General features: G+C 44.9%; 21 protein-coding genes. 9 read left to right on the top strand and 12 right to left on the bottom strand.

Going from position 1 to position 25,116, the window contains the following annotated elements:
* Positions 1-90: 90 nt before the first annotated feature.
* On the bottom strand, positions 91-1,104 hold the full coding sequence (locus B5D26_RS02445) for a hypothetical protein (RefSeq protein ID WP_078744097.1): 1,014 nt from the start codon (positions 1,102-1,104) through the stop codon (positions 91-93).
* 9 nt (positions 1,105-1,113) lie between these two features.
* The gene (gene dapA, locus B5D26_RS02440) at positions 1,114-1,995 is read right to left on the bottom strand and encodes a 4-hydroxy-tetrahydrodipicolinate synthase (RefSeq protein WP_078744096.1); all 882 of its coding nucleotides are present in this window, start codon (positions 1,993-1,995) and stop codon (positions 1,114-1,116) included.
* A 226-nt stretch (positions 1,996-2,221) separates the two neighbouring features.
* Between dapA and B5D26_RS02435 the strand changes: the two genes are divergently transcribed.
* On the top strand, positions 2,222-2,686 hold the full coding sequence (locus B5D26_RS02435) for a peroxiredoxin (RefSeq protein ID WP_078744095.1): 465 nt from the start codon (positions 2,222-2,224) through the stop codon (positions 2,684-2,686).
* Positions 2,687-2,735: 49 nt separating this feature from the next.
* On the opposite strand, the gene B5D26_RS02430 is transcribed toward B5D26_RS02435, so the two are convergent.
* Positions 2,736-3,815: an AI-2E family transporter gene (locus B5D26_RS02430; RefSeq protein ID WP_200810607.1), complete on the bottom strand. Its 1,080-nt coding sequence runs from the start codon at positions 3,813-3,815 to the stop codon at positions 2,736-2,738.
* A 2-nt stretch (positions 3,816-3,817) separates the two neighbouring features.
* Positions 3,818-4,063, bottom strand: coding sequence for a sulfurtransferase TusA family protein (locus B5D26_RS02425; RefSeq protein ID WP_078744094.1), 246 nt, complete (start codon positions 4,061-4,063; stop codon positions 3,818-3,820).
* Between the two features lie 251 nt (positions 4,064-4,314).
* On the opposite strand from B5D26_RS02425, the gene trmA reads away from it, so the two are divergent.
* The gene (trmA, locus tag B5D26_RS02420; protein ID WP_078744093.1) at positions 4,315-5,421 is read left to right on the top strand and encodes a tRNA (uridine(54)-C5)-methyltransferase TrmA; all 1,107 of its coding nucleotides are present in this window, start codon (positions 4,315-4,317) and stop codon (positions 5,419-5,421) included.
* A gap of 58 nt (positions 5,422-5,479) precedes the next feature.
* Here the strand turns inward: trmA and B5D26_RS02415 are convergent, their stop codons facing one another.
* From B5D26_RS02415 to B5D26_RS02400, 4 genes are all read right to left on the bottom strand, one after another.
* Complete coding sequence (locus B5D26_RS02415) at positions 5,480-6,331, bottom strand: class I SAM-dependent methyltransferase (protein WP_078744092.1); 852 nt, start codon at positions 6,329-6,331, stop codon at positions 5,480-5,482.
* A gap of 5 nt (positions 6,332-6,336) precedes the next feature.
* Positions 6,337-7,134, bottom strand: coding sequence for an undecaprenyl-diphosphate phosphatase (locus B5D26_RS02410; RefSeq protein WP_078744091.1), 798 nt, complete (start codon positions 7,132-7,134; stop codon positions 6,337-6,339).
* Positions 7,135-7,176: 42 nt separating this feature from the next.
* Entirely contained in the window at positions 7,177-7,878 is a 702-nt protein-coding gene (gene tsaB / locus B5D26_RS02405; RefSeq protein WP_078744090.1) for a tRNA (adenosine(37)-N6)-threonylcarbamoyltransferase complex dimerization subunit type 1 TsaB, read from the bottom strand.
* A gap of 86 nt (positions 7,879-7,964) precedes the next feature.
* Positions 7,965-8,843 (bottom strand): LysR family transcriptional regulator, encoded by an 879-nt coding sequence (locus B5D26_RS02400; protein WP_078744089.1) that lies wholly within the window; start codon positions 8,841-8,843, stop codon positions 7,965-7,967.
* A 168-nt stretch (positions 8,844-9,011) separates the two neighbouring features.
* Between B5D26_RS02400 and hppD the strand changes: the two genes are divergently transcribed.
* Positions 9,012-10,046: a 4-hydroxyphenylpyruvate dioxygenase gene (gene hppD, locus B5D26_RS02395; RefSeq protein WP_078744088.1), complete on the top strand. Its 1,035-nt coding sequence runs from the start codon at positions 9,012-9,014 to the stop codon at positions 10,044-10,046.
* Positions 10,047-10,453: 407 nt separating this feature from the next.
* Positions 10,454-11,743, top strand: coding sequence for an NAD(P)/FAD-dependent oxidoreductase (locus tag B5D26_RS02385; RefSeq protein ID WP_078744086.1), 1,290 nt, complete (start codon positions 10,454-10,456; stop codon positions 11,741-11,743).
* Positions 11,744-11,778: 35 nt separating this feature from the next.
* Here the strand turns inward: B5D26_RS02385 and B5D26_RS02380 are convergent, their stop codons facing one another.
* Positions 11,779-13,746, bottom strand: coding sequence for a sensor domain-containing diguanylate cyclase (locus B5D26_RS02380; protein ID WP_078744085.1), 1,968 nt, complete (start codon positions 13,744-13,746; stop codon positions 11,779-11,781).
* A 349-nt stretch (positions 13,747-14,095) separates the two neighbouring features.
* Positions 14,096-14,632 carry a zinc ribbon-containing protein gene (locus B5D26_RS02375; protein ID WP_078744084.1) on the bottom strand — a complete coding sequence of 179 codons (537 nt, stop codon included), beginning with the start codon at positions 14,630-14,632 and terminating at the stop codon, positions 14,096-14,098.
* A gap of 325 nt (positions 14,633-14,957) precedes the next feature.
* Between B5D26_RS02375 and leuS the strand changes: the two genes are divergently transcribed.
* The 3 genes from leuS (at position 14,958) to holA (ending at position 19,073) form a co-directional block, all read left to right on the top strand.
* Positions 14,958-17,408, top strand: a complete 2,451-nt coding sequence (gene leuS, locus B5D26_RS02370; RefSeq protein ID WP_078744083.1) for a leucine--tRNA ligase — start codon at positions 14,958-14,960, stop codon at positions 17,406-17,408.
* Positions 17,409-17,496: 88 nt separating this feature from the next.
* On the top strand, positions 17,497-18,000 hold the full coding sequence (locus B5D26_RS02365; RefSeq protein WP_078744082.1) for an LPS-assembly lipoprotein LptE: 504 nt from the start codon (positions 17,497-17,499) through the stop codon (positions 17,998-18,000).
* A gap of 17 nt (positions 18,001-18,017) precedes the next feature.
* On the top strand, positions 18,018-19,073 hold the full coding sequence (holA, locus tag B5D26_RS02360; protein WP_078744081.1) for a DNA polymerase III subunit delta: 1,056 nt from the start codon (positions 18,018-18,020) through the stop codon (positions 19,071-19,073).
* 244 nt (positions 19,074-19,317) lie between these two features.
* Here holA and B5D26_RS02355 read toward each other — a convergent pair whose 3' ends face one another.
* Together B5D26_RS02355 and B5D26_RS02350 are read right to left on the bottom strand one after the other, a co-directional pair.
* Positions 19,318-22,218: a TrlF family AAA-like ATPase gene (locus B5D26_RS02355; RefSeq protein WP_078744080.1), complete on the bottom strand. Its 2,901-nt coding sequence runs from the start codon at positions 22,216-22,218 to the stop codon at positions 19,318-19,320.
* Positions 22,219-22,705: 487 nt separating this feature from the next.
* The gene (locus B5D26_RS02350; protein WP_078744136.1) at positions 22,706-23,065 is read right to left on the bottom strand and encodes a DUF2750 domain-containing protein; all 360 of its coding nucleotides are present in this window, start codon (positions 23,063-23,065) and stop codon (positions 22,706-22,708) included.
* Between the two features lie 235 nt (positions 23,066-23,300).
* Between B5D26_RS02350 and B5D26_RS02345 the strand changes: the two genes are divergently transcribed.
* Complete coding sequence (locus B5D26_RS02345; RefSeq protein WP_078744079.1) at positions 23,301-24,158, top strand: putative RNA methyltransferase; 858 nt, start codon at positions 23,301-23,303, stop codon at positions 24,156-24,158.
* A 181-nt stretch (positions 24,159-24,339) separates the two neighbouring features.
* Entirely contained in the window at positions 24,340-24,999 is a 660-nt protein-coding gene (locus B5D26_RS02340; protein ID WP_078744078.1) for a hypothetical protein, read from the top strand.
* Positions 25,000-25,116 lie beyond the last annotated feature (117 nt).

Here is a 25,116-nt window from a genome sequence, read left to right as displayed (position 1 = left end):
TTTTATTCCTGCAACAATATTAATGAATGAACAGAAAAAATGGTGTGACCTAAAAGGTGACACCATTTATAAACTGAGTTAATAAGCTTATTAATTCAGAAGGTTACGCACATCTGTCAAAATCAGGCGCGCCTGCTTTGGATCAATAGGTTGACCATTTTGCAGAACTCGAATTGTCACGGGTTGACTACCGCTCAGTTGCAGCTGGTATTGAAACTCAGCCCCTGGTGAGCGTGCCCAACGAGTCAAAAAGCTACTGCGGTCGGCCTCTGGCACCCAAACAATATTGAAGCTACGTTGTAGAACATCACTAGAGACAAGCTTCTGCTCTTTCTCAATGAAGTTAGATTGCAACAGTTTTTCTAAGCCTATCCAAACTCGATCTGCCTCTAGGCCAAGGCTGAGCACGGGATCCTGACCACCACTGGTATTCAGTTGCAACGCTTTTTCATTACTGATTTTTTGCGCCAACAGCGACACGCTCTGCAAGCCCAAACGCGGCTCACTCAAACCTGTTTTCAATTGGTTTAACAGTGTTTTGGCTTGGTTATCTGTTCGCACTTTTTGCTGCGAATCCAATAGTTCAAGATCACTAAAGCCCCCTCTTATGCCTTGGCGTAAGCGAGCTTGTACTTGAATTGCACTTTTTTGATTATCAGGAATAAAAACCAAGTGACCAAGTGTTGGATCTGCTTCAACAGTTGCCCAGTTTAAACGTTCAAACTGTTGCTGCAATAAAGGCCAAGCCACTGCCGGAGCGTCTGACATTGACAGCCACAAACGTGCTTCAATACCACCTTGCGCGCCGTACTCTTGCAGCTCTGCCGCAGGAAACTCAACATCCACCACAGGTAAAGGATCTGGTCTTGGCGCAACAAAATCACGCTCTATCTTTTCTGCCGACTGAATCGAAGGTAGAGGCATTGCCTCTCGAAAACGCTCATGGTCAGCTTGTGCGGGGAGTTTTAAAGCAGTTGCAGTTTTGGCATCAACATAATCTGTCTTCCGATCATGATAAAAACCTGAACTACTGCAACCAGAAAGCAGTAAACCGGACAGCACAAGGCTGCCGGTTAACCCTTTCAGTAAGTCCTGTTTGGACATTCTGTATTCCTAGCCGATGATACCTGCGTGCTGTAGCGCTTGGCGTACAGTTGCATGATATTGAGGAGATAACACGGTTAACGGTAGGCGGATACCCGTTTCAATCATACCCATCTCATGTAATGCCCATTTCACCGGAATAGGGTTTGACTCTACAAACAGTGAGCGGTGCAAAGACATAACACGTGTGTTGATCTGGTGCGCGGTTGTGGCATCGCCTGACAAGGCCGCTGCACATAACTCAGACATTTGACGCGGTGCAACGTTGGCTGTCACAGAGATATTGCCGTTACCACCCAGCAGAATAAAATCAGCTGCGGTTAGATCATCACCAGAGAACAGCAAGAAGCCTGAACCTTCTAGGCGATCCATCAACTCTTTACCGCGCTCAAGATCACCTGTAGCGTCTTTGATAGCGATGATGTTATCTAGCTTGCTTAGACGTACAACAGTTTCATTGTGCAGATCTACTGCTGTGCGGCCCGGTACATTGTACAGAATCACTGGCAGATCACTGGCCTCGGCCACTGCTTTAAAATGCTGATACAAACCTTCTTGTGTTGGCTTGTTATAGTAGGGTGTTACTGAAAGGCAGTAATCAGCACCTACTTTTTTGGCGTATTTGGTCAGTTCAACCGCTTCAGAGGTTGAGTTTGCCCCTGTACCTGCAATTACAGGAATACGGCCATTTACCTGTTCAACCACCTTTCGGATCACATCAAAGTGCTCGTCAAAAGACATCGTGGTTGGTTCACCTGTGGTGCCCGCCGCAACGATTGCGTCAGTGCCATTTTCCAGGTGGAACTCAACCAGACGATGCAATGCTTCCCAATCGATTTCCCCGCTTGTGGTCATTGGGGTTACCAATGCAACAATGCTGCCTTTGATCATCTGTTGTCTCCGAAAAAAACGAAACCCTAATGGTACTTTTGCCTATGAATTAACACAAGCATTGCAAACTGATTATCGAGCAATCTATCAGACTATTGTTCAGTGAATCTTGTAAACTAACAGTGCAATGTTAGTCAATTTATAAACAAGGCATAATAAAAACACTTTTGAAACATAAGGGCGCATTTAGCACTTTGATGTTATTCACTTTTTCATGGAGTCTCTCATGACCGTCAGCTTAAACACCCCTGTTCCAGAATTCAATGCCCAAGCCACCAGCGACAAAGTTATCAGCCTAAACGAGTTTAAAGGGCAAAATTTGGTGATCTATTTTTACCCTAAAGACAGTACTCCCGGCTGCACAACTGAAGGCCAAGGGTTTAGAGATCAATATGCAGCGTTTAGTGCTGCCAATACCGTTGTTTTTGGTGTTTCCCGTGACAGCCTACGTAGCCATGAGAACTTCAAAGCCAAGCAAGCATTTCCCTTTGAATTAATCAGCGACCCAGAAGAAGCTTTATGTAAGCTATTTGATGTTATCAAATTGAAAAAGAACTACGGCCGAGAGTACATGGGCATTGAACGCAGTACTTTTTTAATCAACGCTGAAGGCGTGCTAGTACAAGAGTGGCGCGGTGTAAAAGTAAAAGGCCATGTTGACGAGGTGTTAACAGCGGTACAAGCACTGTAAAAATCAGCTGAAGGGTTTGAAGCCACCGCCTCAAACCCTAGCTTTTGCCCTATGCAGCTTCTGCGCTATGGGCATCAACAGCCCTTGGCCAAGCATATAAAATGGCTTTAAAGAAGGTTGCCAAAGGAATCGCAAAAAAGATCCCCCAAAAACCCCATACTCCACCAAAAAACAACACCGCTACAATAATGGCAATTGGATGTAGGTTAACGGCCTCAGAAAAGAGCAAGGGCACCAACACGTTACCATCCAACGCTTGAATCACGCCATATACGATCATCAGATATAAGAATGTGTCGCTGAAGCCAAACTGGAACATGGCTATCAAGGTTACAGGCACCGTTACCACCGCCGCACCAATGTAAGGCACTAATACAGACAAACCGACCAACACACCTAACAAAGCAGAATATTGAAGCCCAAATACGACCAAGCCTAAATAAGTCGCCACGCCAACAATTACGATTTCAATGGCTTTACCACGGATATAATTGGCTAACTGTTGATCCATTTCCCGCCAAATACCTGTCATCAACAAGCGTTTTTTCGGTAAATAGCTTTGCATCCAACCAATTAGAAGATCACGGTCTTTCAAGATAAAAAAGACCAATATCGGCACTAATACCAGATAAATAATAATGGCAAAAATATTAGGTAGAGAGCTAAGAGAGGCTGACACTACAGTCTGACCAAACTGGCCGATTTCAACAGCGGCAAAGCTGATCATCTCCTGCATCTGCTCTTCACTGATCATGCTGGGATATTGTTCAGGCAGCAGCAACAATAACTGCTGACCTTTTTCTAACATACCCGGCAACTCATCGGTTAAACGCATTAACTGCCGCCACAGAATAGGCAGCAGTACGAAAATCAATGCCGATAGGGTGCTAATAAACAGAAGAAAGACAGATGCAACTGCCAGCTTAAAAGGTACTTTAAAATCCTCTAGCTTACTGACCAATCCCTCTAATAGATAAGCAATAACCAAGCTTGCCAAAAATGGCGCTAGCATTTTGCCCATAAAAATAACGATACTGAAACCGATGATCAGCAACAGTAAGAAAATCACCGCCTCTTCATCAGAAAAATAGCGCTTTACCCAATAGCGAACAACATCCCTCATGGCCATATTCAGGTCTCCCGACCATCTTTGCGAATGAAATAAATATAGAGACTGTCTTGCTGTTCACGACTCAATAGCTGATGAGAGCTACGACCAATAAAAGCAGCAAAGTCTTCCCAAGACCCTGCATCAGTAGACACTACTTTTAGCACTTGTTGTGACTGCATCTGATTCAAAGCCAACTTCGTCTTTAAAATCGGCATAGGGCAGTTCAGCCCTGAAGTGTCCAACTCTACATCAACAGCAATGCTCATAGATTTGCTCTTTTCGTTTTTGTTCCAGACTTTGGTTTGGTGCAACCCTTTAGTAGGCAAACGATTAAAGGTGATGCAGCGATAAAGTGCAACAAGAAGCCTTAAAGAGATGCAACTTAATATTCAGACAGATAATCAGTCTCTGCACTCCCAGTGCTATCTACACCAACAAAGCAATTCCTGTTATCCTCTGCGGCCTTATTTTTACTGTCTGGCCATTAGCATTTTTATGCGCTTGCAGAGGTTACCCCGTGGCACTACCTGTTGTTGAACCCGAAAAGTATTCCACCCTGTTAGATGAAAAAGCAGAGCGTATTCGCACTCAGTTTGCGGCCTTTAATCCGCCAGAGTTGCAGGTATTTGCCTCACCTGACAGCCACTATCGGATGCGCTCAGAGTTTCGGGTTTGGCACTCAGGTGACGACCTATTCTATGTGATGTTTGACATGGCAGAGAATGACGAAGGTAAAGCTGAACGCAAAGCCGTGCGGATGGATCAGTATCCTATTGCCAGCCAGCAGATTAACACCCTGATGAGTGCCTTGGTGTCTGAGATCCAGTTTGTCTCTGAACTGCGCCGCAAACTGTTCCAAGTGGAGTTTTTAACAACCCTATCGGGCGAAGCCTTGATTACGTTGATCTACCACCGCGCACTCACTGAAGAGTGGGAAACCTTGGCGCGAGCACTGGGTGAAAAGCTAAACGCCCATATTATTGGTCGCAGCCGCAAACAACGTATCGTACTGACACAAGACTTTGTCACTGAAACCCTACAGGTCGGTGAGCGCACGCTACACTACCAGCAAGTTGAAAGCAGCTTCACGCAGCCAAATGCCAAAGTCTGTGAAAAGATGCTGGAGTGGGCGACAAACGCCACACAAAACATTGGCGGCGATCTGGTGGAGCTTTATTGCGGCAATGGCAATTTCACTTTAGCACTGGCAGAGAATTTTGACTCTGTGCTGGCCACAGAGATCTCTAAAACCTCCGTGAAATCTGCGCAATACAATATCCAATTAAACAAGATCAACAATGTGGATGTGGTACGCGTTTCCAGTGAAGAGTTCAGCGATGCACTGGCGGGTAAAACACAGATGCGCCGACTCAGCGACATTGACCTGAACAGCAAAAACTTCACTACAGTTCTGGTTGACCCTCCTCGTGCGGGTCTAGATGACTCAACCGTTGTGCAAGTGGCGAAATACCACAATATTGTGTATATCTCCTGCAACCCTGACACCTTAGCGCAAAACCTAACCGAGTTGTGCAAAACACACCGTATTGAACGCTTTGCACTCTTTGATCAATTCCCTTACACACACCATGTTGAAACAGGCGTGTTTTTGGTCAAAAAGTAAAACACCATAAACCAAAAAGGGCTGAGATCAATCAGCCCTTTTCCTTCATTATTCCTGCTCAGTCTGCGCTCAACTTGCGCTTCGTATAAATATCATAACGGCTGGATTTACCCTCTAAGGTATAACTAGGGGCAGGACCTTGTATAGCAGGGGCTTTACGGGGACGTTTCACCACGACACGATGCGTGGCAACCTCTAACGCTGCGGCCAATAGCTCCGCATCGTCAGTATCCATGCCAACAAGATGATGGAACAAACGCATCTCTTTTTTAACCTGAGCAGTTTTGTCCCGTGAGGGAAACATCGGATCAAGATAGACCACCTGTGGATTAAACCCAGCCTCTGTTACCGCTTGCGCCAAAGAGAGACAAGCATTGCCTTGCACCAACGGCATACGCTGACAGATCTCCGCTGTTTCAGGATCAGCGCTTCCCCGTAGTAAGCCATCTTGCAGTAAAGCGGCGACTACCGGATGGCGCTCCAATAACAACATTGAACAACCCAAGCTGGCCAGTACAAAGGCATCGCCACCTAAACCAGCGGTGGCATCCACTACCGAGGGCGTTACCCCAGAGTTTAACCCTACCGCTTTGGCGATCATTTGGCCTTTACCACCGCCAAATTGACGCCGATGAGCAGCCTTACCTGAAGCAAACTCTACTTTAATTGGGTTAGGGGCTTTCTTGCCTGACTCGCCCAGTTGTAAACCTTGGTCGGTTAACAACAGCAACAAGAGATCCTCTTGCTCGGGTCGAATATCAGCACAACTTAAGCTCAAATGATCCGGCAAGCATCCCTGTAACTGCTGGAACAACTGATCACGGGCTGGCCAATGGCGCGCATGCTCGGCACACAACACCAATTGACGTGGCTGAGCTTTACCATCAAGACTTTGTTCAATATCAATCATTTAAATTACAGCACCAGATAAAGCAGGATCGCGCCCAGTAACAAGCGGTAGATCACAAATGGCAACATGCCGATACGATCTAACAGCTTCAAAAAGAAGTGAATACAGGCCAAAGCGGCCAAAAATGCTATGGCACCGCCCACCAAGGTATGACTGATTTGCGACTCACTGCCCACCTGATACAGCTCTAAGCCCTTCAGCAAACCTGCGGCCAAAATCAGTGGAATTGACAGCAAAAAGCTAAAGCGTGCCGCAGCCTGACGGGTTAATCCCAGCATCAATGCTGCGGTCATGGTGATCCCTGAGCGAGAAGTACCCGGAATCAACGCCAACGCCTGAGATAGACCAATCACAATGGCATCACGAACATTAATATTTGATTCATCACGCTCTTTACGCGCAGAGCTATCAGCCCACCAGAGTAAAACACCAAAGATCAGTGTGCTAATTGCAATCACCAAAGCTGAACGCAGATTAGCCTCAATAAAATCATTCAACACCAAACCCGCAACAGCAGCAGGAATGGTGGCAATAATCACCGCCCAAGCCAAACGGCTATCACTGCTATGTTTGCCCTTAAACACACTGGCAAACCACGCCGTAATCATGAGGCGAAGATCACGCTGAAAATAGAGCATCACCGCTAACAAAGTACCCACATGTACCGCCACATCAAAGGCCAACCCTTGATCTGGCCAACCTAAAACTTGTGAGGGTAAAATCAAATGTGCGGAGCTAGAGATTGGCAAAAACTCAGTTAGCCCTTGTACCAGTGCCAAAACAACTACTTGAAACCAATCCATCTCGCAATCTCGGTATAATGTGTTGTAAGGATCAACGACAGATTAAGCGCCGTGTCCCGCCTCACCTTTTTTATGCGCCACATTGTCGCGCAGATACACAGGCTGTGCTAACTCAGGTGCAACGGCAGCACCTTGTAACCAATACTGCTCACCTAAACGTGCGATATCCCCTGCACGCGGCAACGTATCAGGATAAATTTGCAACAGTTGGCTTTGTAAGACAGGCGAGAACTGGTCAAACAGTTGCCAGCCAGAACCGACACCCACCCAATCGGCCTCTAGATCAGAGGTCAACTCAACGCGGTCAGGCGCGGTCACGGCAGGTTGCATTAAGCAATCAAAACCACTGCCATTCCAATGGTAAGCCGCCCAATACACCTCACCCATACGGGCATCAAGGGCGGAGAGGATATAATGAGAGAAATGTTCACGGTGCTGAGTCAGCGCCATGGTCTCTAATGTTGAAATAGGCACCAAAGGCAAATCCGCACCAAAAGCTAAGCCTTGTGCAACCCCTGTGGTAATGCGTAAGCCCGTAAAAGAGCCGGGGCCATTGGTGAAGGCAATCGCATCAAGCTGCTGCAAAGTTGTACCCGCATCAGCCAAAATTTGTTGAATCATCGGTAGCAACAGTTGGGTATGTTGTCTGGGTAGAAGACGAAAATCTTCGATCACCTCATCACCCAGTTTTAGTGCCACCGAGCAGGCTTCAGTGGAAGTGTCCAGTGCTAATATACGCGCCATGGGATTGTGCCTGTACCGAAAAAAGGCCGATTATACGCGCGCAAAGGCAGCGAAGAAAACAAAGGGATTGGAAATTCCCCAACAGACTAAAAACACTGTCTGATTTTTTCGCTTAACAATAAACCCGCTCGTCCTAATGGCCGATCTAAACGGTTGACCAAAACAGGAGTATAACGGTGACGAGAGCCTCCTAAATAATCCAACTCCACCAGCTCACCACTGTCTAGCAGATGTTGCACCATCACCATCGGCATCCAACCAAAGCCTAACCCCAAGTTGAGTGCTTCTAACTTGGCACGAAAATCACTCAGGTAGAACACCCGCTCACCGCCAAAGGTTTGGCGGCCACCATAGGCTTTGTTATAGCTGGAATCATGTACGGTCAGCTCAATATGATGTTGTAGTTGTGCCAATTCTATCGCTCGCATCTGCGCCAGTGGATGAGTCGCAGCCACCACCAAAACCGTTTTTAAGTCCGCTAAGGCTTGTACCGAAAGCCGGTTATCGGCTTGATACTCCAAAGCCAGCATCAAATCAGCGTTATCTTGCTCGAAACGTTGCTGCACCCCGCCAAGATATTCAACCCGCAGCTGAATATGCGTGGGAATATTCAAATCCGCCATCTCTTTTAAAGCGGCCAATAGTGGCAAGCTAGGCAACATACCATCCACCACCAGTTCTAAACGTGGCTCCCACCCCTCAGAAAACTGATCCACCAAACTACTCAAGTGTTTGGCTTGATTTAGCAGCCGTTGACCTTCAGCCAAGATACGCTCACCCACGGGGGTCAGTTCCGCACGATAAGCAGAGCGGTCAAACACCTCTGTACCCAAGCGCTGTTCTAGCTTTTGAATTTGGTAACTCACCGACGACTGCGTTTTATTTAACTTCTCTGCGGCTTTGGCAAAACTACCCGCACTCACCACTGCGGCCAGCACTTTAATACTTTCTAAATCAACTGGCATGACCACTCTCCACTCTAAATCATCGAATTATTCGATGTTGTACATCATATTATTCCGCTTTTTTCTGATCATCAAAGGTTTTAACTTTAGTCGTAATCATGGCCTGCTCACGAGGCAAGGCTGCTGTCATTTGAATTACGACCTCATAATAACAATTAGGAGTACATCATGAGTCAGAATCCACTAGGTTTGCGCGGTATTGAGTTCACAGAATTTGCGACCCCAGACACCGACTTCATGAATAATGTGTTTGGTGCTTTTGGTTTTTCTAAACTGAAGCGTCATGCTACTAAGAACATCACCTATTACAATCAGCGTGATATTCACTTCCTATTGAATCATGAGCGTGAAGGTTTCTCTGGCAAGTTTGCCAAAAGCCACGGCCCTGCGATCTGCTCTATGGGCTGGCGTGTAGACAATGCCGACCAAGCACAGGCCGAAGCGGTGAAACGTGGTGCCCGTGCAGCCGATCCAATTGATACCGACCTGCCTTACCCAGCCATTTATGGTATCGGTGACAGCCTGATCTACCTGATTGATAAGTTTGGCGACAAAGGCAGCATTTTTGCCGATGACTTTGTTGATTTAGAACAGCAAGACATTGTGCCTGATCTAGGCTTTATTGAAATCGACCACCTGACCAATAACGTTTACAAAGGCACCATGAACCAATGGGCTGATTTTTATAAAAACGTTTTTGGCTTTGAAGAAGTGCGCTACTTCGACATTAAAGGTCAAAAAACTGCGTTATTGTCTTATGCACTACGTTCACCGGATGGCAGCTTCTGCATTCCGATCAACGAAGGTAAAGACGATAACAACAACCAGATTGATGAGTACCTAAAAGAGTACAACGGCCCAGGCGTGCAACACATCGCCTTCCGCACTGATGATCTTTTAGACTCTCTGGATAAACTGGATCATAACGTGATTGATACCCTAGACATTCACGATGACTATTACGAAACTGTTTTTGACCGTGTGAAAGGCGTTACCGAGGATCACGCTCGCATCAAACATCACCAAGTACTGGTAGACGGTGACGATGATGGCTACCTATTACAGATTTTCACCAAGAATCTGTTTGGCCCAATCTTTATCGAGCTGATTCAACGTAAGCAAAACTTAGGCTTTGGCGAAGGCAACTTCCAAGCACTATTTGAATCAATCGAACGTGATCAAGAGCGTCGCGGTGTGATTTAATCCTCGACTTGCACACTCCGCCACCTGTCGCCTTTCAAGCTGCAGGTGGCTTTTTTATGCCCAAAAAATCCCGTATCAATCTTTAGCCACCTCATCAAATCCGCGTGCAGTTTAACCGCTGTCTGCCAACGCTTTATACCTTTTGGCCTATACCGATCAGTATGCCCCCTAGACCGATTTTAAATAAGCTTAGTCCGATTAAAGCCGCCACTATAGACTATGCTTGTTTGAGACTTAAGTATTAAAGCAAACACTTTTGTTGCATGTGCGAAAGAAGCGTTTACTTTTGCCCCAAGCTGAGCGACCCTAAGCTGTGAAACTTTGACCCTGATCAATGCTATGGGGGTGCGGACTGCTCTGAAAGCCCTTTCAGTCCACAGCCCCATATCATTAAAAGGTGTAACACAATGGAAAATATCTTAATTATTGGCGGTGGTGCAGGGGGACTGGAGCTGGCGACCCAGTTAGGTCATCAACTGGGTAAGAAAGGCAAAGCACGTATCACACTGGTTGATCGTAACCGCAGCCATATCTGGAAACCCCTTCTACACGAAGTTGCAACAGGCTCTCTTGATACCAGTACCGATGGCGTGGTGTACCATGCCCACGCCGCCAAACATCACTACCAGTTTCAATTGGGTGAGTTTTGCCACCTAGACCCTGTTGCCAAGGTTGTGACTTTAGCCCCCTCTTTCGACAGTGAAGGTGAGCCTGTCCTACCTAAACGAGAACTTAAATATGACAAGCTAGTACTTGCTATTGGCAGTGTCAGCAATGACTTTGGCACCCCCGGTGTGGCAGATCACTGCTACTTTTTAGACTCGCACCAACAGGCCGAACGCTTTCACTATGGATTGATGAACAACTTTATCCGCATCAACCAAAAAGATACGCCTGATGAGTTACACATCGCCATTGTTGGCGGTGGGGCAACAGGGGTTGAGCTGTCTGCGGAGCTTTATCATGTCACCGATCTGCTAAAATCCTACGGCATGCCTAATATGACCGCTCGCCAGCTTAAAATCAGCTTGATTGAGGCAGGGCCTAGAATTTTACCCGCATTGCCAGATCGTATTTCAGCCTCTGCACGTAAAGAGCTGGTTCGATTGGGTGTACAGGTTCGAGAGTCCGTCAAGGTCGCCTCAGCCAACAAACAAGGCTTTCAAACGGCAGAGGGTGAGCAGATCAACGCCGATCTGATGATCTGGGCAGCGGGTGTAAAAGCGCCTGACTTTATCGGACGTTTGAATGTTTTTGCGACCAATCGCAATAATCAAATTTTGGTTGAACCAACCCTACAAGCCAAAGGCTACTCTGATATTTGGGTGATTGGCGATTGCTGTGCCTGTGAACAACCTGATGGTAGCTGGGTGCCGCCGCGTGCCCAATCTGCACATCAAATGGCAACTCAAGTGAAAAAAAACTTAATTGCAGTGCTGAAAGGCGAAGTACAACAGCCTTACTTATATAAAGACCACGGCTCTTTAGTGAACCTCAGTCGTTATAGCACCGTTGGCAGCTTGATGGGTAACCTCACCAGTAACAGTATGTTTATTGAGGGTCGTATTGCACGAGCGGTATATATTTCGCTATATCGAATGCATCAGGTTGCGATACATGGTTGGCCAAAAGCGATGCTGGTGATTTTGGCAGAAAAAATAGGCAAGGTGGTGCGGCCTAAGATGAAACTGCACTAACCGCGCTCTCGGTATGTAAAAGCGTGTGCTGAGACCTACTCAGCACACACGCGATCTCGCCCTTCATGTTTGGCGCGATACAGTGCCATATCCGCTTGATGGATCAGATCATCTTCTGTGATAACCCGATGTTGAGCCGAGCTACAACCAATACTGACCGTAACCTGTAGCGTTTGCTCTTTATAAATAAATGGCTGCTGGCAGACCGACTGCCTAATACGCTCCGCCACCTGAATCGCACGATTGAGCGGTGTATTGGGTAAAACCAGAATAAACTCTTCACCGCCATAGCGCCCCACAATATCAGTTTGCCGAGCTTGCACACTTAATAAGCGAGCCACCTCTTGCAACACAAAGTCCCCTGCCTGATGGCCATAAGTGTCATTAAAGGTTTTGAAGTGGTCAATATCGATCATCAGTACCGACGTATTTTGTTCAGGGTCTGCTGAATTGACCAAATGCGCACTGAATTGGTTATACAAGTGGTTACGATTTGCCAACCCTGTCAGGGCATCATGATTGGCCAAATGCTGTAACTGATACTCAGATTCTTTTTGTTGCGTAATGTCTTGCTCCAAGCATAGGTAATGGGTGACATGTTGCTCGCGATCCGTGATAGGTGTGAGCAAGACCTGACACCAAAAGACCTCACCATTACGCTTTTTATTCACGAACTGGCCTTGCCAGCTTTCTTTATTATTTAACGTACGCCATAGCTCATGATAGGTTGCCTCTGGCGTGAGTCCTGACCTTAAAAAGTTTGGCTTTTGCCCTTTGATATCGACAAAATCATAACCTGTCAGGGTGGTGAAGTGGGGATTGGTATACACAATACGACCGTTAGGGTCTGTAATAATGACCGCCGACTGACTCTGCTCCACACAAGTCAATGCCAACTTACTCAGCCGCTCCCAACGCTTACGGTCAAACCCTCGAACCGCCCAAAGCCATGCGATGCCGATAATCAACGCCAAAGAGGAGAAAAATACCCATTGATAGAACAGATTACCGAGGTCATAGCCGCCTTTTAGCCGTTTAGGTACCGATGTCGTTGATGCCAACAACCACTTAATAGGAGCCTTCAGTAAAAAGTTGGGGGAGACATCCGTACCAATTACCAGTTGGTGGTACGCGGTAAACTCACCATCCGATAATAAACTAATTTGAGCATCCGTTTCAGCCGTCATCTGCCGCCAAATCGCAGCATACTGTTGATTCAAGTCCGTTTGCGCCGCCAATAAGGCCCAGCTTTTATTTTTCGCAGGCTCATATAACCAATGCCCCTCACCATCAACCAAGCGAATCTGAGCACCTGTTTCTGAGTCAGACGACAAGTGTGTCAACATACGCTCGGCTCGATAGTTCAGCACCAAAATACCCCAGCGATCACCTTTATGATTGAACAGCGGCGTGATCACTCGCATGACGGGCTTATACGGCTCTTCTATCTGATTAAACTCCACATTCAGATCAATGGGCGAGATATAGACCTGCCCCATATTCAAGGCTTGAGTCTGCTGAAAGTAATAACGATCAGCCTTATTTTGAAGTACTGCACGGTCAACCGTTTCTGGTTCACCTTGGTTAAAGTTGATGCGCACAACTTCCTGACCAGACAGGTCAATCAAACGCATCTGATCATAAATTTGGCGATAAAAGACAAAGTCCTCAAACTGCTGCTCAAGCAACATACGAGTAGGCTGAGACGGTTGATTGATAAAATCGTTGAGGAGTTTGAGGTGAGATAGGGTGGCAATATCGGATTGTAATACAGAAAAATCAGAAGCGATCAGAGCCGATATGGTTTCCAGCCGCCCTTGCTCATCAGATTGCAACTGCTGAATACGACTTTGATAGTCGTTCTCTAAAAAATAGGTAAAGGCGGCGACTAGAATCACAAATAGAACAGTAAACAGGCGCAAACCGATCAGAATAGCCAAACGCCGCGACTCTTGATCATCAAACTCTTGTATTTGAAATCCCAGCTTATGGCCTGTGTCCACAATTCAGCACCTTGATTACGGATAACTCGAAGAAATGTTCTCTCCCCAATATAGATAGCACCCTAGACTTCTGCCACTAGGGTAAACCCGAGGTTTTCTAGAAAAGGGAGACGATGAATTTAAAACGATACAATCGTTTGATTTAAAAGACTTTTTATCTGTTGTTTTTTTGTAGCAAACTGTTAAATCAAACAGTGCCAATCTAAATTCTGTTCGAGATGAACCTCTCGCCTCATCGCAGACAAGCAATAAGGCTAACCACAGTGATCGTCAAAATGATGACAAAACCGCTCAAATTCCATTGCGGAACTTCAAGCGGCTTTTAGGTAAGAAAATAGCTGAGCTGAATTTAGCGGTGAATCTGACTAACCCGATGGAAGATATGGCTGTCACAACGATGGCAGCGCTCTAACGCTTTGGTTTCAGTTAAACAGATAATTTTTCCACAATGGGTACAAGATAGAGTACCTGCGGTTGCCACTTCTCCCTCAAGATAAGTCGCCACATCACTTTCTAACTTTTGTTGTAGCTCAAGCTGATCAATGCGGGTTTTATCTGCCACCGACTGCAATGCCCGTACTAGAGACAACTCCAGAGTAGAAAGGTCAATATTCAGCCAATCGCCCAAACCACGACTACCTGTACTGACATACTCACCTAGATGCTGAAGATCACGTAATAACCAAGTACTCAACAAAGCCGCCTCATCTTTGGTGAGACGCTCTAGTTCATGTTCAAACTCAACCGCATCGCGCACTTCATTCTGAAGGGTTTCTAGGGTGTTAATTTCAATATCCGCTAAACGTTGCTCTATACGGGATAAAGCGCTGTCGTAATGGCGGGTCAGTTTATCTTGCGAGTTGCTGTCATGAGATTGATCCGACATAACCCCTCCGGTTAGCAATTGATGAATAAGGATTTATATGAGTATTCACCAATGCGTGCAGGCTGTCATCTGTTGTCTACATCTTGTGTACTGAATCATAAAAAGAAGTGTACTAAATCATCTAAGGTACAAATTAAATGCCTGCGCCATAACGCTTAGAGCACTACCTGTTAGGCGCGGTCTGAGGTAAACTTGCTGGCTTTCACTAATCCTGATGTTTTGATGGGTTTAGCGCCATTTAAGCCTAATTAACAAGCGGTATTGGCCTCCACATCTAATCATTTTTCATCTGGTCTCCCAGAATTGGCAAGGTAATCTAGCAGCGATGGACGAACAGTACTCACCCCGTAAAATTGAACAAGAAGCGCAATCTTTTTGGGATAAAAATCAGTCATTTAAAGCCGTAGAAGACAGCTCACGCGAGAAGTTCTACTGCCTATCAATGTTCCCATACCCAAGTGGCCGACTGCATATGGGTCACGTGCGTAACTACACCATCGGTGATGTGCTGTCTCGTTACCAGCGTATGCAAGGCAAAAACGTACTACAACCTATGGGTTGGGACGCTTTCGGCCTACCTGCTGAAAACGCAGCGATCAAAAATAACGTACCACCCGCCAAGTGGACTTATGAAAATATCGACTACATGCGTGACCAGCTTAAGCAGTTGGGTTTTGCTTATGACTGGAGCCGTGAGATCGCCACTTGCCACCCAGAATATTATCGTTGGGAGCAGTGGTTCTTCACCCGTTTGTTTGAAAAAGGTTTGGTTTACAAAAAGACCTCGGCGGTGAACTGGTGTCCAAATGACATGACCGTTCTAGCCAACGAGCAAGTGATTGACGGCTGCTGCTGGCGCTGTGACACGGCTGTTGAACGTCGTGAAATTCCACAGTGGTTCCTGAAAATCACCGACTATGCGGAACAGTTGATCGACGATCTGGACAAAGTAGATTGGCCTGAGCAGGTGAAAACCATGCAACGCAACTGGATTGGCAAATCCCGTGGTGTTGAGCTGCACTTTGGCCTGAAAGATCGCACCGAAACCCTAGAAGTGTTTACCACTCGTCCAGACACCTTGATGGGTGTGACTTATGTTGCCGTAGCGGCACAGCACCCACTGTCATTAGAAGCCGCACAGAGTAATCCTGAACTCGCTGCTTTTGTTGAAGAGTGCAAACACGTCAAAGTGGCAGAAGCCGATATGGCGACCATGGAGAAGAAGGGCATGGCGACGGGCTTCACCGCGCTGCACCCGCTGACTGGTCGTGAAGTGCCTGTAATGGTCGCTAACTTCGTCTTGATGGATTATGGCTCAGGTGCCGTGATGGCCGTTCCGGGTCATGACCAACGTGACTGGGAATTTGCAACCAAGTACAACCTAGCGATTGAACAAGTGATTGAAGCCGTTGACGGCACAGAGATCGACCTAAGCCAAGCCGCTTACACCGAAAAAGGCCGCTTAGTGAACTCTGGCGAGTTTAACGGCCTTGAGTTTGACGCCGCATTTGATGCCATCGCAGGCAAGTTAGAAGCTGATGGCAAAGGCAAAATCACCATCAACTATCGCTTGCGCGATTGGGGTGTATCACGTCAACGCTATTGGGGTGCGCCAATCCCAATGATCAGCTGCCCATGCTGTGGCGATGTGGCGGTGCCTGAAGATCAACTGCCTGTTGTGCTACCAGAAAACGTCGAGTTTGACGGCGTAGGCTCACCGATCAAGAAGATGCCAGAGTTCTACGAAACCACTTGCCCGAAATGTGGTGGCGCAGCAACCCGTGAAACCGATACCTTCGACACCTTTATGGAGTCTTCATGGTATTACGCCCGTTACGCTTGCCGTAACCAAAACGAGGCGATGTTAGATGGCGAAGCCAACTACTGGGCACCTGTTAACCACTACATCGGTGGTATTGAACACGCCATTCTGCACCTGCTGTACAGCCGCTTCTATCACAAGCTGTTACGTGATGAAGGCTTAGTGAACTCTGACGAACCGTTCCAACGCTTGCTGACACAAGGCATGGTGCTGAAAGACGGTTCTAAGATGTCAAAATCGAAGGGCAACACCATTGACCCACAAGAACTGATCCAGAAATACGGCGCTGATACTGTACGTCTGTTTATCATGTTCGCAGCACCGCCAGAGCAATCTCTGGAGTGGTCTGACTCGGGCGTAGAAGGGGCAAACCGCTTCCTGAAACGTCTGTGGAAAATGGTACAAAGCCATGTCGATGCAGGCCCAACCGTGGCGTTGGATGTTGCCGCACTGGATGACAAACAGAAAGAACTGCGTCGTAAAACCCATGAAACCATCGCCAAAATCAGCGATGACATGAATCGCCGCCTAACCTTCAACACCGCCATTGCTGCCGTAATGGAGCTGAGCAACGCCATCACTAAAGTCAATGACAGCAGTGAGCAGATGCGCGCCGTTCAGCACGAAGCGATTGAAGCTTGCGTATTGATGTTGTCGCCTATGGTGCCACACATCACTCACACCTTATGGCAGATGTTGGGTCATAACGATGCCGTGATTGATGCAGGTTGGCCAACCTTAGATGAAAGCGCACTTACCCGTGACACCATTCAAATGGTGGTACAGGTAAACGGCAAAGTACGTAGCAAAATCGAAGTGGCAGCCGATGCCGCTAAAGAAGCGATTGAGCAACAAGCACTAAGCGATAGCAAAGTAGCCAACTTCCTTGAAGGTGTAACCGTTCGCAAAGTGATTGTTGTACCGGGCAAACTGGTCAGCATTGTCGCTAACTAATTTACCATCTGAATAAATAAGACCCTAGGTTGCGCTAGGGTCTTGTTATTCTACCCTTCAGTTAGTCTCCGACCCTAAGGTGGTTTAAATGTTGGCCTCTCCTCTGAAGTTCTTTTCAGTTTTCCTAACCTTGGTATTAGTTGCAGGCTGCGGCTTTCAACTACGTGGTTCAGCAGGTTTTCCAGCTGAGTTAACGCCCCTGTATATCACAGAGCAAAACTCCATATTAAAACAGAGTTTAGTCACCCAGTTTACACAGGCAGAGATTGAACTGAGTCCAAGCCGAGAAGCTGCGCGTTGGCAACTGTGGCTCTCTAATGTGCGCCATAACAAACAGCAAACCACTTACAGCTCAGGTGCGATCAGTTACGAATTACAGGCTGAAGTCGACTACCAGCTCCTGACCGCTTCAGGTCAAGCCGTTAATACACAGCAAACTTTACGTGCTGTTAAAATCTATAACAGCAGCGACAACCTGTTTAGCGAAGAAAGCGATATCAACAAGTTACGTATGGAGATGGAACGGGATCTAGCCAGCCGTATCAGTCGCCAAATTGGACGAGTCACACTCCCCGCTACTCAGACCCCATAATTCAGGCACAATCATTCATGAAAATCTTTGCTGACAAACTGTCTGATCACCTGAAAGGCAAGCTAAAGCCCATCTTTTTTGTTTCGGGTGACGAACCCTTGCAGATGCGAGAAGCTTGCGACCAAATTCGAGCCGCTGTGCGTAAAATGGGCGCAGAAGAACGAGAGGTTTATCAGGTTGATAACAGCTTCAACTGGGGGGTATTGCACGATGCCAGCGCCAGCATGAGCCTGTTTGCCAGTCACAAATTGATTGAGTTACACCTACCCTCAGGCAAACCGGGGCAAGAGGGCAGCCAAGCCCTGCAAGCTTATGCCAAACAGATTTCAGACGACAAAGGCCACAGCGACAACACCCTGTTGATAATCTCTGGCAAACTGGAAAGCTCTGCGGCCAATAGCAAATGGTTTAAAGCCTTAGATGCAGTCGGCATCTACCTGCCAATCTGGCCGATTGATGCTAGCCGACTAAACGGCTGGATCAGTCATCGACTACGGCAAGCAGGCTTTCACGCCACACCAGAGGCGATCAGCTTATTGGCCTCTCGGGTTGAAGGTAACCTACTGGCCTGCGACCAAGAGATTCAAAAGTTACGACTGATTTACCCTGAACAGAATCAACTAGACGAAAACGCAATCTTAAACGCCGTACAAGACAGCGCCCGCTTTGATGTATTTGCCTTAACCGACGCCATGTTATTAGGCGATGCCGTGCGTACCAGCAAAATTCTGACCGGATTAAAAGGCGAAGGCATAGAACCACCGATTATTCTTTGGGGCATCACCCGAGAACTGCGCCAACTGATCACCCTGAAACACCGAGTCGACCAAGGCCAATCATTTGAGCGCCTATGCAAAGACCTGAGAATTTGGGACAAACGCAAACCCATCTACCAGCGCGCCATGCAGCAACATAGCCTACGAGAACTGCAACAACTGATACTACAAGCCGAACAGGTGGATCGCCGGATTAAAGGACTCGACAGCAAAGCGCTTAAAAACAGCGTATGGCCGCTGTTGAGCCAACTGTGCTTAAGTTTTAGCGGGTTAGAACCGATTAAAAAAACGCGTTGATTAGGGGTTATTCAGAGAACAAATCGTTAGAAATGTCGAAGACTTCTCTGTAGTTGTAGCCGTATGCTTAAATCGAGTCATCACCGCCTTCTGCGTTTCAAAACCCGATCAGATCATCGTTTGGGAGGTTTTTTTACAGTCTGAACGCCCCAATAAGAGGCAATAAAAGAGCTGGCGAAAATGAGCGACGAATTAGCAAAAGCCAGCTCTTTTTTGTCCTTTTAATTGGCTTGTTATGGTGTCATTACACTGTAAAGCCATATTTCATTTCCCTCTCTTTGAAAGCTGAAATACCACCTTCTAGAATTTCGCATACATGTTGTCGAATCCCTTTACTTTTAAGTGTACTTGATTGGTTACCACCTTCAAACGAACACTCTAAGCTTCCACTACAATATTCAAATTTAAATTCTTCATTTTCTATATTTGCTTGCTGTCCTGCTTGATTAGCTACGATTACACATTCTGAATCAGCCGCAACAACAAGGTTAGCATTATGAGTAACCATAATTATTTGCCTCTTAACTTTTCTGAGGCGAATAAACTCATTTAACTGGTCATAGATCGTTCGGTTATCCAGATTATCTTCTGGTTGATCTATTAGTATTGGATGCGATGAATTACTTAGGTGCAGTATTAAGTTAAGCAATACAAGCCCGCGCTTACCTGGCGACATACGAACTATGTCATCATTTTTATATTGAACAATAAAGTTAACATAAAAACAGTTGGAATAAAGCTTTTTAACAACATCAATATCTGCGACACCTTTCCTAACAGATGGTATTTCTTTTTTGGAATTAAATTTATTGTGAACGGCAATTACTTTATTTGAATGTTGTTCAATATCGAAATTAAAATCGCCACTTGAATTTACAAGATCCCCAAGAAGAGCTTGCATATTTCCTCTTCTATCAAAATAACCAACAAACTCATTGAATTTATCTACATCAAATGCAACTTCAGCAGAAATGTTAATATCTTCTTCAAATTGATAATCTGGTTTAGCAATTTCGATTATATAGTTTTTATAATGACTAATAAGGTCATCATACATTTTTTTTAGTTCAATTTTAAATTCTACACCCTGCTTTTCAATTGCAGCTTTCTTTTGCTCAATTTCTTCGATATTCCGAAGTTTTTCCTGTTCTAATTTTAAAGTTTTGCTTGCTAACGCTAAAGACTCTTTATCTGTAACCTTTTTTAATAGTGGCCTTAGAGCTTCATCAATTGTATTTATTTCTTCTTTTATATTAACTATTTTTGGTGGTATTGATTTACTTCTATTTAAAACAAAATCATTAAAATTATGTACAGCTTCTCTGAGCCTATTATCTAAAGAACCAAGCAATGAGCTTAAATATGTAGAATCATTTGGCATATCCACATCAGAAAAAATATTGTCTTTGAAGCTCGAGAATAGACTATTGCAGTGCTGCTTTGATGATAAAACAACCTGATCACTACATACAATTACTTTGTTGAATAAGTTTAATCGGTTCTCAAGAGACGATTTTCTACTCGTTAATTTTTTATAATCAGATTCTTCCGTTTCAGTAAAACCTGACTTTTCTCTGAGGACAGCAATATGTTCTTTTAGCCTAGCTATCTCTCCCTCAACTGCTGGTTTAGTACCATAAGCTTCGGAGTCTTTGCTTAATGTAGAGTATTTGCTACGCAACTCAAACAAGGTGTCAATTTTACTAACAAGTTCTTTATTAGCAGATGCAATTTTCTTTTCCTGTGATTCACCAAATTCTTTAAAGCCATCATTTTGATTAAGAATATCTTTTACAAGAGTATTTAATTGGCTTTTGCCGTCCTCTTCAGCTAAATGGTTAATATATAACTGAGGTATATATGTAATTGGTTTGGAATCATCTGGGTTGGCTAAAGTGCTAATTTCTCCATTTGACCATTCGACTTCAAAATTTACACCGTGTAAATCACTGTATGATGATGACTTTGATAATCGTACTTTTCGTTCAACCTCTACAGGATTTATAGACTTAGCGATGTGATATAGAAGAAGTGATTTACCTGATGACTTTCCGCCAATTATTGTATTTAAGTCAGGGTTTAATACCTGCCACTCTTCACTAAATAATTTTTTCTGACTTTGATCAATAAATCTAACCCTATTGATCGTTTGGTAACTACTTTTTTGCTGAGGATTTAATTCTTGAATGGCAACTCTTGAGCCAGGGTCGTAAATAACACTTTTCAACCCTTCAAAAGTAACATCAGCTTTAATCCATGTATTTCTATTTTCCGCAGGTTTAAATAGTTCATCTTTAGAATGCGCATCTGACCCCCAAAGGCAAGGTTTAATCGAACCAAACTCGGCTATAAAAGATTCTTTATTCTTTCCGCCAAGAAGAAATGCTCTAGTCTTAGAATTTGATGAAAATATAAAATGCGCTTGCTTAATTAGATTTTTCCGTAAATTGTGACCCTGAGAATTCCAGCTAACATCACTTAGGTCTTCATCACAAGGTAAACCCAGTAAATACTTATCTTTAAAATTTGAATTTCCATTTAGAATGTCAACAAGGTTATTTTCATCTACTGACGCATTTAACATTCCGACAAATAATTCGCTTCCACTACTAGAAAATGGCGGATGTTCAACAATTAATCTTCTGCCTAACTCTTTTAAATTTGATTCAGTTAGTGGTCTTTTTTCTACTGAAGAGCCTGTTGATGCATTAAAACAAACTTGGATTTGAGATATAAAATCACTTTCAATCTTTTCGATAGGTATATCGTCGGATAAGATCACGTGATAATTAACTTTCCTATTCCAAGATAAATCCTTTTCTTTCCCTAAAACCAACTTGGTAATTCTAAATTCAATATTAGGAAAAACTTTTATTTTTTTTATTGACTCTAGCTCCTCAGAATTAAAAAGGCTACTTAATTTGGATGGGTTGTCGAGATATTTCGTTCTTAAAATCTTGTAGCCTTCAGGCAAGTAATAATCGGTTACGCCAATTGCACTAATATCATTCTCGATTGCTTTCTTAAATAATGTAACAACGTAATTATCCCAGTCATCACCAAATTCATTTTTTAGTACTGAAGCAGGTGTATGGACATGTAAGTCCCATTTTCGCCACTCAGAACCCCTAGGATAAATTTGCATTATTAACTCCATTTAAAATTAAAACTTCAGACTAAAAAAAGATTCAAGTGTACGCAAATGTACGAAAACACCATAACATTTTTAATATCAGGCATGCTCATTTCGTCGATTTCAATATACCGACCTAAAAACAAAGAAGTGTTTGATTAGAAAGGAAAAATCCATTTTCTGATCTGACCGCTTCCCTGCTAAACACGCATGTGCGTTATCTCGCTCTTTATATTGAGAGCAGCCGTGCGCCTGTTACTTGCGCTACGGTTTCCGTAATTCATTGATTTTGCAGTCTATCCCAAAGTGGGTTAACCCGTAAACCGCGCATTAAATCTGACAAAGTGAGCATAATTTTCTGCACAATTGGCTGCTGTCATCAGCGTAACTTTTTACCCTCCATACTCTCTAGCACTTATTAATGGCTCAAAAAAAACGCCAAACTGATTAAGGTACTACTCAGTTTGGCGCATTTTTTAATACTGGCATTACAGAAGGCTTATTTTGCCTCGGCAATCGCTTCAGCAACTTGTACCGCTTCTAGCTCTAAACCTTCTAGGTTCACTGTCCAGTTAGGGCCGATCAATACGCCATCTTTATCTAATTCTGGCAGCCAGTCTTGTACAAAATCTTCAATGTTGACTAAGCCAACTTGATAATCTGCCCACTCGTCAATGCAGTGTGCTAGGGCGTCTTCTTTGTCTGACCAGAATGGCATCACTTCGGCGTCAGCAAACTCTTGCGAGTCAACAACCACCCAGCCTTCATCTGATTCAAGGCTCCAAAGTTCACCATTAAACTTAACTTCTTCAATAAACAGGGCGTAGTTATCTTGAACGTTATCGGTTAAGCGTGTCATGTTGAGGTCACCACAGTAAAAATTCAGCGTTAAGCCAGCTTGGCTTTGATCAATAGTTAGCGGCAAGATTAGCACGCATTGGCTGTAAACACATGAACTTGCGCGATTTTATTCTCAATCTAAAATTTAATCGCAAGCCAATCATAGTGCAAGGCTGGCTCAGTCAACTCAGCTGTGGTTTCATACGCTGCTTTCTTGATAGTTGCCACCGACCTGAGATGATTTGAGATCTTTTATGCCCCATCAAATTGCTGCCCAAAACTTGATTTGCCCACTAGACCAGCTGCCACTCTCTCAGGTGAACAATAGTCTGTGTTGCCCCAGTGGGCATACCTTTGATCTAGCCAAACAGGGCTATGTGAATTTGCTGCCTGTGCAAAAAAAGCGTTCAAAAGATCCCGGTGACAGTAAAGAGATGGTGCTGGCACGACAGCGCTATTTAGATGCGGGCATTTATCAGCCAATCTCTGAACGTTTGAACCAAATCTGTCAGCAGATCCTAGCCGATAGTATTGAGCCTTGTGTGATCGACGCAGGCTGTGGCGAGGGTTATTACCTGAACCGTTTAGCCAGTATTCCGGCCTTGGCATCAGCCAATTTAATTGGTTTAGATATTTCCAAGTGGGCGGTGCAAGCAGCCAGTAAGCGTAATAAAAAAATCACTTGGTTAGTGGGAACCAATGCGCAAATTCCTGTGCAGCCAAACTCGGTTGATCTAATTGTTTGTACGTTTGGCTTTTATGATTTTGCACGTTTTAAACCGCTGTTAAAAGCCAATGGTATGGTGTTGTTGGTTGAGTCTGGCGAGGAACATCTGATTGAGCTGCGCGAGCTGATTTACCCAGAGGTGCAGCGTTCAAATGTGCCAGACTTGGCCGCAGCCTACGCTGAAGGTTTTGAGTTAGTCGATCAACAGTCTATTCAGTTCAAACCCAATACGCTGAATCATGAACAGGTGACGGATCTGTTAGTGATGACGCCACATCTGTATCGCGCCAGCTTTGAAGGCAAGCAAAAGGCAGCCGCTTTAACGGAACTGTCTGTCACCGCTGATGTGGTTTATCGTTTGTTGAAAATAAAGCCAAAAGCTTAAATTTCTCTTTACTAACACGGCAAAGCTTTTCCATTGGAAAGGCAATGCCGTGTAATATATCTTTACAATACTGCTTTCATAGAAAATAAAACCTATACAAAACAATAGGTTAAAACAAATAAAAGAGTTGGCATTTCATTTGCAGAGTGGTCTTCAGAAGCGGAAAGCGGAGAAGATCATCATGATTGGACAAATATTAAAAAATGCCTACGGCAATTTTACTGGCACCCATCAACTGTCGGTTAAAAATGTTGATGAACATCAGTCTGAATCACCTAAGCATGAGCAGCAAAATTTATCGCAAAATTTTAGCAGCAGCGAACAGGTTAAAATATCTTCAGCAGCACAAAGCCTAAACGAAAATAATGATGCTTTGAGCTCTGACTGGAAAGGCGTTAAGACTCTAGCTACGCGTTTGCGTACAACATTAGACGCAATATTTTTAGCCTCAGGGGTTGATACTTCAACACCGATTAAGATCAGTGTTGACCCTAGCTCAGGTAAACTGCGTGTAGGAAACCACCCTGATAAAGCGCGCATTGAATCATTGCTGAATGAACGTGCCGATGTGGGCAAACAGATTTTCTCTGTCAGTTCGGTGGCTAATTACAGCTACCAAACTGACAAGTTACAGCAGGTTCAGGAAAGTACTTCGCTGAACAGCTCTCTACCTAATAATGGTATTGGTGGTGAAGTTAATACGCAGTCTATGGCGAAGGTAAGCTCTGCTCTGCGGCAGTATAAGCAAGCCGCGCAGGAAGATCGTCTCAATCTGATTTACGACAATACCAACGGTATTAGTTTTGAGATGAACAATCGTCTGCTCAAGATTATGGGTTAGGACTATTCCGAACCCTACAAGATAAAACACCTCAGTTAGATCGGTCTTGTCCCTCGCTTCTTCAGCCGATCAGATCTAATTGAGGTAATCTATAAAAGACACCTTTGAGTGTCTTTT

Origin of the sequence: Oceanospirillum multiglobuliferum, assembly GCF_900167095.1 — a bacterium.
Classification (GTDB): domain Bacteria; phylum Pseudomonadota; class Gammaproteobacteria; order Pseudomonadales; family Halomonadaceae; genus Oceanospirillum; species Oceanospirillum multiglobuliferum.
Note: the sequence above shows the minus strand (reverse complement) of the source record. Positions and strands in the feature narration are given on the sequence as shown.

Bases quoted from the DNA above. Each gene is read 5' to 3' on its own strand.
- B5D26_RS02385 (WP_078744086.1), top strand. From the start codon at position 10,454: ATGGAAAATATCTTAATTATTGGCGGTGGTGCAGGGGGACTGGAGCTG.
- holA (WP_078744081.1), top strand. From the start codon at position 18,018: ATGAAAATCTTTGCTGACAAACTGTCTGATCACCTGAAAGGCAAGCTA.
- tsaB (WP_078744090.1), bottom strand. From the start codon at position 7,878: ATGGCGCGTATATTAGCACTGGACACTTCCACTGAAGCCTGCTCGGTG.
- B5D26_RS02410 (WP_078744091.1), bottom strand. From the start codon at position 7,134: ATGGATTGGTTTCAAGTAGTTGTTTTGGCACTGGTACAAGGGCTAACT.
- leuS (WP_078744083.1), top strand. From the start codon at position 14,958: ATGGACGAACAGTACTCACCCCGTAAAATTGAACAAGAAGCGCAATCT.
- B5D26_RS02445 (WP_078744097.1), bottom strand. From the start codon at position 1,104: ATGTCCAAACAGGACTTACTGAAAGGGTTAACCGGCAGCCTTGTGCTG.
- B5D26_RS02435 (WP_078744095.1), top strand. From the start codon at position 2,222: ATGACCGTCAGCTTAAACACCCCTGTTCCAGAATTCAATGCCCAAGCC.
- B5D26_RS02365 (WP_078744082.1), top strand. From the start codon at position 17,497: ATGTTGGCCTCTCCTCTGAAGTTCTTTTCAGTTTTCCTAACCTTGGTA.
- B5D26_RS02350 (WP_078744136.1), bottom strand. From the start codon at position 23,065: ATGACACGCTTAACCGATAACGTTCAAGATAACTACGCCCTGTTTATT.
- B5D26_RS02415 (WP_078744092.1), bottom strand. From the start codon at position 6,331: ATGATTGATATTGAACAAAGTCTTGATGGTAAAGCTCAGCCACGTCAA.
- B5D26_RS02400 (WP_078744089.1), bottom strand. From the start codon at position 8,843: ATGCCAGTTGATTTAGAAAGTATTAAAGTGCTGGCCGCAGTGGTGAGT.
- B5D26_RS02355 (WP_078744080.1), bottom strand. From the start codon at position 22,218: ATGCAAATTTATCCTAGGGGTTCTGAGTGGCGAAAATGGGACTTACAT.
- B5D26_RS02430 (WP_200810607.1), bottom strand. From the start codon at position 3,815: ATGGCCATGAGGGATGTTGTTCGCTATTGGGTAAAGCGCTATTTTTCT.
- B5D26_RS02340 (WP_078744078.1), top strand. From the start codon at position 24,340: ATGATTGGACAAATATTAAAAAATGCCTACGGCAATTTTACTGGCACC.
- B5D26_RS02345 (WP_078744079.1), top strand. From the start codon at position 23,301: ATGCCCCATCAAATTGCTGCCCAAAACTTGATTTGCCCACTAGACCAG.
- hppD (WP_078744088.1), top strand. From the start codon at position 9,012: ATGAGTCAGAATCCACTAGGTTTGCGCGGTATTGAGTTCACAGAATTT.
- B5D26_RS02375 (WP_078744084.1), bottom strand. From the start codon at position 14,632: ATGTCGGATCAATCTCATGACAGCAACTCGCAAGATAAACTGACCCGC.
- dapA (WP_078744096.1), bottom strand. From the start codon at position 1,995: ATGATCAAAGGCAGCATTGTTGCATTGGTAACCCCAATGACCACAAGC.
- B5D26_RS02425 (WP_078744094.1), bottom strand. From the start codon at position 4,063: ATGAGCATTGCTGTTGATGTAGAGTTGGACACTTCAGGGCTGAACTGC.